The organism is Pseudoalteromonas sp. BSi20439, assembly GCF_000241165.1.
Taxonomy (GTDB): Bacteria; Pseudomonadota; Gammaproteobacteria; order Enterobacterales; family Alteromonadaceae; genus Pseudoalteromonas.
The window spans coordinates 1-7298 of the sequence record NZ_BADW01000101.1 but is presented as its reverse complement, the minus strand read 5'-3'; the positions used below and the strand labels follow the sequence as shown (position 1 = coordinate 7298).

4 protein-coding genes and 1 pseudogene are annotated in these 7298 nt (G+C 39.6%); 2 read left to right on the top strand and 3 right to left on the bottom strand.

Annotated elements, in window-relative coordinates; all coding sequences use genetic code 11:
* On the top strand, positions 1–878 hold an 878-nt coding region (locus P20439_RS09670; RefSeq protein ID WP_036933491.1), incomplete at its 5' end, for a GGDEF domain-containing protein.
* A gap of 80 nt (positions 879–958) precedes the next feature.
* Here P20439_RS09670 and P20439_RS09665 read toward each other — a convergent pair.
* Positions 959–2142: pseudogene (locus tag P20439_RS09665) on the bottom strand (NAD(P)/FAD-dependent oxidoreductase).
* 305 nt (positions 2143–2447) lie between these two features.
* On the opposite strand from P20439_RS09665, the gene P20439_RS09660 reads away from it, so the two are divergent.
* A complete protein-coding gene (locus tag P20439_RS09660) occupies positions 2448–4580 on the top strand; it encodes a S8 family peptidase (protein WP_008466489.1) in 2133 nt (710 codons plus the stop codon).
* Positions 4581–4652: 72 nt separating this feature from the next.
* Here P20439_RS09660 and P20439_RS09655 read toward each other — a convergent pair whose 3' ends face one another.
* Entirely contained in the window at positions 4653–5126 is a 474-nt protein-coding gene (locus P20439_RS09655) for a peroxiredoxin (protein ID WP_008466487.1), read from the bottom strand.
* Between the two features lie 64 nt (positions 5127–5190).
* Positions 5191–7131: a methyl-accepting chemotaxis protein gene (locus P20439_RS09650; protein ID WP_008113249.1), complete on the bottom strand. Its 1941-nt coding sequence runs from the start codon at positions 7129–7131 to the stop codon at positions 5191–5193.
* Between the last annotated feature and the right edge of the window lie 167 nt (positions 7132–7298).

The window sequence follows — 7298 nt, the reverse complement described above, 5'->3', positions numbered from 1 at the left end:
GTAAAGCTGCTTGGGTTGTTGCATTAATGATAGTTGGCTTAATAATGCTCTTTATAGTATCGGCAAAGGGTCATGCTCATTCATTATTTTGGGCAACACTTATTCCGCCTTTTACTTTTTTTTTAGTTGGGCGTAATTGGGGAAGTATATTAAGTAGCATTGCTTTTGGTATTTGTGCCTATCTAGTTTACTTACAGCAACAACTATCAATTACCATAGGTTTATCTGCATTATTTAATTTTATTGAAGTGTCTATTGCGCATGTTTTATTATTTAGGTTTTATGAAAGAACGCGTTTTTCGGCTTACTCTCATCTTTCGAAGCGCAATGCCGAAATAAAACTGCTAGCCGAAACCGATAAGCTCACCGGGCTATATAACAGGCAAAAATTTGATTTTGAATTGTCGCAATTACTGAGTGAAAATAATAATGAGCGAAAATCAAATATAGTGATGATTTGCGACATAGATCACTTTAAAAAAGTAAACGATACTTATGGCCATTTAGCGGGTGATAACGTGCTTAGTGAGTTTGCCAATATTTTACAAAACAAGCTTACAAATAGTGCATTAATTGCACGCTGGGGCGGAGAAGAGTTTACTATTATTCTTCGAGATAGCAGCCTAGATAACGCAATTAACGAAGCTGAAGAGCTCAGAGCGTTTATTGCCACTCATTTAATCGATAATAGAGCGTTAACCATCAGTATTGGTATAGCTAAAGCGCATGTTGACGACACTGCTTTGCATCTTTTAGAGCGCGCCGATAAAGCGCTTTATAAAGCAAAATTACAAGGGCGAGATCAAGTCTGTGTTGCTAGCGACAACTTAACCAAAACTCGCTATGAAAACACATTAAGTAAATCCGCTGCTATTTAAAAGTTAGCTCTAAAGTATCAGCGGTTAAACCCAATAAACTAAATTAACCTTGTAACTGCTAACTTATTGTTCCTAAAATATTAAGCATACTGCCCAGCAGCAAAACCACAGCTCCACGCATACTGAAAATTATAGCCCCCTAGCCAGCCGGTTACATCGGTTACTTCGCCAATAAAATATAAGCCTTGTGCTTTTTTACTTCAAAGGTTTTTGAGCTAAGTTCATCGGTATCTACACCACCTAACGTTACTTCCGCTGTTCTGTAACCTTCTGTGCCATTTGGTTTAATTTGCCATGCATGTATATAGTTAACTAACTCGTCAATTTGGCTATGTGTTAGCTGGTTAATATTACAATCAGGAATTGCTTTCCCCTCATGAAGAACTTCAATAAAACGTTTAGGCAAAATAGTGGCTAAGCTATTTTTTAACGACTTTTGGGATTGCGTTTCACGCCAATCGGCTAGCTGTTGTCTTAAATCTGTTTCGGGTAATAAATTAATAGTTACCGCCTGTCCGGCGCGCCAAAATGAGCTTATTTGTAATATAGCAGGACCCGATAATCCTCTATGGGTAAATAAAATGTTTTCTTTAAATGCAGTGCCATCTTCACTAGTAACTTCACAAGAAATACTAATACCCGAAAGCCCTTCAAAACGGTCTTTATCGTGTTGATGTAAGGTAAAGGGAACTAAAGCAGCCATCGTCGGCAAAACCTTTAAACCAAATTGGTCTGCAATTTTATAACCTATTGGCGTAGCACCAAGCTTAGGCATAGTTAAACCACCAGATGCAACGACTAACGACTCACAAGTAAGTGTTTCTTGCTCAGTTGTGACACTGTAACCCATTGCTGTTTTAGCAACATTTAACACTTCGTTACGTAGTTTAATAGTAACACCCGCCCACTCACACTCGGTAAGTAAAATATCAACAATGTCCTGTGCGCTATTGTCACAGAATAATTGCCCCAATGTTTTATGGTGATACGCCAAACCATGTCGGTCTACAAGCTCTACAAAGTCATGCTGCGTATAACGACTTAAGCACGATTTTACAAAATGAGGATTTGCGCATAAATAGTTATTAGGGCTCGCATTTTCGTTAGTAAAGTTACAACGCCCGCCGCCACTAATGAGTATTTTTCGACCTGGCTTTTTGCCCATATCAAGTACTGTAACACTACGGCCACGATATCCTGCTTGCGCTGCACACATTAAGCCTGCTGCTCCCGCACCTATTACTATCACATCTACTTGGGTCATTTATTTATCTCATTAATTTTTTTTGATTATAACAAAGTTTCGATAATAACCAGATAGTTGTTACATTGTTTTTAATTTGTCAACAAAGGCCAATTAATGATAAAAAACACCGAAAAAATCTAATACATTAGGATCGCAACAAATAAAAAATTAAATACAAAACAATTGAAAGCTCACTGAATACGCGGTTATAACTAAATGAAATAGGTACATTCGTATTTAATATTTCAAAATAGTTAACAGATCATTTACCTTTGTACCCGCTTTGTGGATATCCACAAATAATAATAACACTAAGGGTAATTATGACTTCTAATAATTCATTTAAAAAATGCGCTGTTGCGCTAACAATAAGTACACTATTTGCTGCCAGCTCAAGTATGGCAAATCCAGCACAAGCAATCGCGCCTTCAATGGCTGAAACCTCAGCTAAAATGCAAAATCAAGGTGGGTTTGAAACTCAGTTCATTATCAAATATAAAAATAATAGCGATATGATGAGCACATCAACAGCTGACGCATCGCCTGCAATGATGAACAAAAAAGCGCAAAGCTTTGTAAAAAACTTCACCTCAAAAAAAGGTAAAGTTAAAGCTAAATATATCCGCGCAATGGCATTAAACAACCATCACGTAATGCGTGCTGACAAAAAACTCAATGCTGAAGAAGCACAACAGTTTATGCAAGAAATGGTTAATTCAGGCAATGTTGAATACATTGAAGTCGATCAAATGTTAAAGCCATTTGCAACACCAAACGATCCTCGTTATGGCGATCAATGGCATTACTATGAGCAAGCCGGTGGTCTAAATCTACCAACAGCTTGGGATACTGCCACAGGTAGCGGCGTGGTTGTAGCTGTTCTTGATACTGGTTACCGCCCTCATGCTGATTTAAACGCTAATATTTTACCTGGTTACGATATGATCTCTAATCTATCAGTCGCTAACGACGGTAATGGCCGTGATAACGATGCTCGCGATCCGGGGGATGCAGTTGCAGCCGGTGAGTGTGGTAATAACGGTGCACAAGGTTCTAGCTGGCACGGTACTCACGTAGCAGGTACTGTTGCTGCGGTAACCAATAACGGTGAAGGCGTTGCTGGTGTTGCTTACGATGCAAAAGTAGTGCCTGTACGTGTATTAGGTAAATGTGGCGGTTTAACTTCTGATATTGCTGATGGCATTATTTGGGCCTCTGGCGGTAATGTATCGGGTACGTCGGCAAATGCTAACCCTGCTGATGTTATAAACATGAGTTTAGGTGGTGCAGGCGCATGTAGCTCAACAACTCAAAATGCGATTAACACAGCACGTAGCAACGGTACTGTTGTTGTTATTGCTGCAGGTAACGATAACGATAATTCTGCAAACTACAACCCAGGTAACTGTAATGGTGTTGTTAATGTTGCATCAGTTGGTCGTAACGGTGGCCGCGCATATTACTCAAACTACGGTAGTAATATAGATGTGGCAGCACCGGGTGGCGCACAAAGCTTTGCAAATGATTCTGAGGGTGTTTTATCTACTTACAACTCAGGTTCAACAACACCATCAAGCGACAGCTATGGCTTTTCGCAGGGTACTTCAATGGCTGCACCTCATGTTGCGGGTGTTGCAGCATTGATCAAGCAAGCTAAACCAAATGCGACCCCTGATGAAATTGAAAATATCTTGAAAACAACGACTCGCTCTTTCTCTGCAACATGTACTAGCTGTGGCACAGGTATTGTGGATGCTGCAGCCGCTGTTGCCGCTGCATCTGGTGGCACGCCACCGCCAACAACCGGTGATAATGAGCTCGTTGATGGACAAGCGAAAACAGGATTAAGCGGTGCGGCAAGTGCACAAGATTTTTACACTATGACTGTCCCAAGTGGTGCCACTAATGTTACTTTCACCATGAGTGGTGGTACAGGAGACGCTGACTTATATGTACGTGCTGGCAGCAAACCAAGCACCACTACATATGACTGTCGTCCTTATAAAGGTGGTAACAGTGAAGAGTGCTCTATCGATAACCCAACAGCAGGTACTTACCATGTAATGTTACGTGGTTACTCAGCATACACTGGTGTTAGCTTAGTCGGTAACATTACTGGTGGTTCAACCGGTGGTGGTTCAGGTACACCTCAAGCTGGTGGCGGTACAGTAAGTGATGTTTCTGCAACAGCAGGTCAATGGAAACATTACACACTAGATGTTCCAGCTGGCATGGCTAACTTTACTGTAACAACATCAGGCGGCACCGGTGATGCAGATTTATTTGTAAAGTTTGGCAGCCAACCAACTAGTTCTAGCTATGATTGTCGCCCATATAAAAATGGTAACGCTGAAACTTGTACGTTTAGTAATCCTCAAGCAGGCACATGGCACTTAAGTGTTAATGCGTATCAAACCTTCTCTGGTTTAACGCTAAGCGGTCAATACCAGCCATAATCCATTCTCTCCTTAGATAAAAAAGCCGATACATATGTATCGGCTTTTTATTCAATAATTAAAAAAACTTAGTTATAGCTTAGCTAAAACAGCTTCAGCACTGCTTATTACAAATTCTTTGTCTTGTTCTACAAATAATTGGTTAACAACACCATTGTCAACAACCATAGCGTAACGTTTCGAGCGCAAACCACCAAAGCCTGCGGTATCTTTTTCAAGCCCTAAGGCACAAGTAAAACTAGCATCACCGTCTGCAAGCATGTCTATATGCTCTGCGCTTTGTGACTCACCCCATGCTTTCATCACAAATGCATCATTAACTGATACACAATAGATAGCGTTAATACCTTTAGCCTTAATTTTATCGGCTAGCGCGATATAACCAGGCAAATGAGCATTCGAACAAGTGGGTGTAAAAGCACCAGGCACCGCAAATAGCACAACTTTTTTATCTGCAAATAATTCATTGTTAGTGAGTGTTTGCATACCTTCATCACTAAGCTGAGATAAATTTACTGCAGGTATTGTCTGACCTTGCTCTATCATATTAATTCCTTAGGGTAATTACGTAGTCTTTTAGCATACAGATTAATGTTTAATTCGTCTTCGATTAATCGCTGTTGTTACCTAAACCTAAACCTTCTTTAATAGATATCATTTGCAACTCTAACTGCGAGCCTATATCAGCAACTAATTCACTCGACTCACTTACTTGGCTTTTCATATCATGCATTGATAGAGTAAAACCATGAAGCAACTCACTTTGTTGTTTAGCCAATTCCATTGCATCTACCGCAACTTTATTAGCCTGCTGCGCATTGTCTGCAACTCCTTCAGAGTTTGCTTTAAGCTCTTGAGCATTTGCTGTTTGTAACTGTGCATCCTCAGTTAATGCATTGATTTGTTTATAGACTTCTTGAGAGTTTTCACTTAATAACGCCAATTGATCATTAATCTCTTTTAACGAACCTTGAGTTTGCATAGCTAATTGCCTTACCTCATCGGCAACCACGGCAAAACCCCGACCTTGCTCACCGGCTCTTGCTGATTCAATCGCAGCATTGAGCGCGAGTAAGTTTGTTTGCTCAGCGATGGTACGTATAACGGTAATAATATTACTTACTCCTTGCACCCCGCTCAATAACTCCTGAACACTATGCATTCCCTGCTCAATACGCTGCTGTGTATCTGAACTGGCATTAAGCATATTTTTAGCAAAACCAACACTTTGCTGCATTGCTTCATAGGTACTTTGAGCATTTTCAGCTGCAACAGCATTAATATGATTTACCTGCTCGCCAAGTTGCTGAATATTAAGAAGCAGCTCTTCATTGTGATTTACCTGCTGATAACTCGCATTACTTTTTTGGCCAATCGTGTGTAAATGCTCACTCATTTGCTGCATGAACTGGCTGACTACATTGAGCATATTTGCCTTCTCTTGAGCTTCTAGGCGCTGGCGCTCAATTAACTGGTTAAAATACTGCGCTATTTCACCCACCTCTGTTTGAGGGTTGTTTACTGTAATATTTTTTAACTCATTACTTTCGATTAGGAATGCAAATCCATCTCGCAGCTGTCGCAAAGGCTGTAAAACCTGTTTACGTTGCCCCCAATAAACACCAAAAGCTAATATTACTAATCCACCTATCGCTATTCCAAATACCCAAAAAACTTGTTGTTTCACGGTATCTTGCTGCGCTTTTAATGTTTGCTCTGCTTCAATCACTGTTTTTGATAGTAAGCTAATTTGTTTTCGTAATTCATTTGTTCCTAAACGACGCTGTTTTGCTTGCGATAAAGTACTACTTAAATCGCGCAGATAGCGTTTAGGCCAACTCACCAACTCTGCTTTTATTTCAGCTGCCAAATCTTCCGGTTCCTCATCTACAAATAAAGTAAATTCATCAACCTCAGTCATTACCCCTAAGTTAGGTAACTGTTCAATTTTGACAGCCAGTAAATTTAGGTTTTTAATACTTTGTTGCAGACTTTTCTCTACCTCCGATTGGTAATCATTTATTAATTGATAGGTCGATAAAGATAAATTAACCACTTCACTGTAATAATCACTCGCTAATTTATTATAGCTAAGGGCGTTGCTGGTTTGCGTTGATGCTTTTTGCGCATAATTAATAAGTGAAGAGGCTGAGCCCGCCATTTGTCTCAGTGCGTTATCTAACAGCGCCGTTTCATTACCAGAGAGTTTTCCAAGTGCTCTGTATTTACCATTAATATCTGTATTTAATGAAATTAATTGTGCTGATAGACGAGCTTCTAACTCAGGAGGCAGTGCTGTTAACTGTTGCGCTTTAAGCTGCTCAATCAAAGTTGATGATTTTATTAAATATTGGCTATTACCTTGTACTAAGTAACTCTCCAAATGATCGGCCAGCTCAACCATTATGCTATTTTTTAATTGGCTATATGCGCTATCTTGTTGTTGGAGTTTTAGTAATGTATGGCTTGCCCACAATAAAGTCGCAGCTAGAAGGATACTTGCTAACGTTAGTAAAATGGCTAATAAACGGGTAAAAAATGATACACGCATAAACATATCTCAAAACTGACATGCGCATAGAGTATTGAATTTTTATGACATTTTTATGTAATAAGAGTAATAAGAATAAATATTTAGAGGAGGCAGAGATAGTTAAACAGGATGTGAAATGACAGTGTATCCAAACAAATAAAAAACCGACGTTAACGTACGGTTTT

Bases quoted from the DNA above. Each gene is read 5' to 3' on its own strand.
- P20439_RS09660 (WP_008466489.1), top strand. From the start codon at position 2,448: ATGACTTCTAATAATTCATTTAAAAAATGCGCTGTTGCGCTAACAATA.
- P20439_RS09655 (WP_008466487.1), bottom strand. From the start codon at position 5,126: ATGATAGAGCAAGGTCAGACAATACCTGCAGTAAATTTATCTCAGCTT.
- P20439_RS09650 (WP_008113249.1), bottom strand. From the start codon at position 7,131: ATGCGTGTATCATTTTTTACCCGTTTATTAGCCATTTTACTAACGTTA.